Raw genomic sequence first — 1,313 nt, forward strand, 5'->3', positions numbered from 1 at the left:
ATCGCCACAGGAGCAGGTGCCGCAAGCCGCCATGCCATAGGAACGGGTGTTATGGGCGGTATGATAGCAGCTTCTACGATTGCGATTTTCTTTGTTCCGCTGTTTTTCTACCTTTTAGAAAGCCTTAATGAGTGGATAGACAAAAAACGAGCAGAAAACAAAAGTGCGGAGGACGAGTGATGAATAAATTTTTATATAGCGTGATTGCAAGTGCCGTTTTGTTTAGTGGTTGTTCGTTTAAGCCGACGCTTCCGCAAAAAAATACCGAATTTATCGCAGACTACGGCGAAATTCGTATAGATAAAGCTTGGTGGGCTGAATTTGGCGATAGCTATCTAAATGAGCTAGTTGAAAGTGCGCTACAAAACAATTCTGATTTGAATTTAGCTCTAAATAATATCGAAATAGCGAGAACTTCGCTTGGACTTTCACGCTTGGAGTTTTTACCAAATTCGCAAATTCAAGGCGGCGCAGGTCGCCAAAATAACTTTGGAAATCTGCCTGATAGAAACTCGCACGAAGCCTATTCGCTTGGGGCTTCTATGAGCTATGAAATCGATTTTTGGGGCAAAATTCGCAACTCAGTCAGAGCTGCAAATGCTAAATTTAACGCCACAAAATATGATTACGAAACAGCAAAAAACACAATCGTTAGCACCGTTGCAAACCTTTATTTCACGCTGATTTCGCTAAAAGAACAAGAGCAAATTTTAAAATCCAGCCTAGATAGCTACACTAGCACGGCAAATTTTCGTAAAAAACAGCTAAATGCAGGAGCTATTAGCGATATTGTTTATTATCAAGCATTAGCGACACAAGAAAACGCAAGAGCAAATTTAATCGGCGTTCAAAACAACCTTTCGCAAATTTCGACTTCGCTAAACATACTTACAGGTAAAAGCTACAACGAAATTCTACACGGCGTGGTAAATTCGGCAAATTCATTGCCAAATGCACCTGCGATTCCAAGCGGGATTTCATCGGACATCTTACTTCACAGACCCGATGTCGCAAGTGCGCTTGAACGCCTAAAAGCTACAAATTTCCTTGTCGGCGTGGCAAAGGCGCAGTATTTTCCGTCTATCTCGCTAACAGGAAGTCTAGGTTATGCTAGCGGCGAGTTTGACACGCTTTTAAATAACCCTGCTTGGAGCATAGCCGGTTCGCTAGTGGGGCCTCTTATCGACTTTGGTCGCACCAAAAAGCGAGTGGATTTGGCAAATCTGGATCAAAACGCAAGTTTTATCGCCTATGATAAGACCTTAAAAACGGCTTTTGGCGAGGTTAAAGACGCATTAGTCGGCATAGAAAAC

Annotated in this window: 2 protein-coding genes; both read left to right on the top strand. The window is 42.5% G+C overall.

Features of this window, described 5'->3' with window-relative positions; all coding sequences use genetic code 11:
- The coding region (locus OFO01_RS08935) for an efflux RND transporter permease subunit (protein WP_270875549.1) at positions 1-180 on the top strand (180 nt) is incomplete at its 5' end.
- A partial coding sequence (locus OFO01_RS08940) for an efflux transporter outer membrane subunit (RefSeq protein ID WP_270875550.1) occupies positions 180-1,313 on the top strand: 1,134 nt, incomplete at its 3' end. The genes OFO01_RS08935 and OFO01_RS08940, both read left to right, overlap by 1 nt.

This window comes from Campylobacter sp. JMF_01 NE2, from assembly GCF_027737365.1.
In the GTDB taxonomy this organism is placed as follows: domain Bacteria; phylum Campylobacterota; class Campylobacteria; order Campylobacterales; family Campylobacteraceae; genus Campylobacter_B.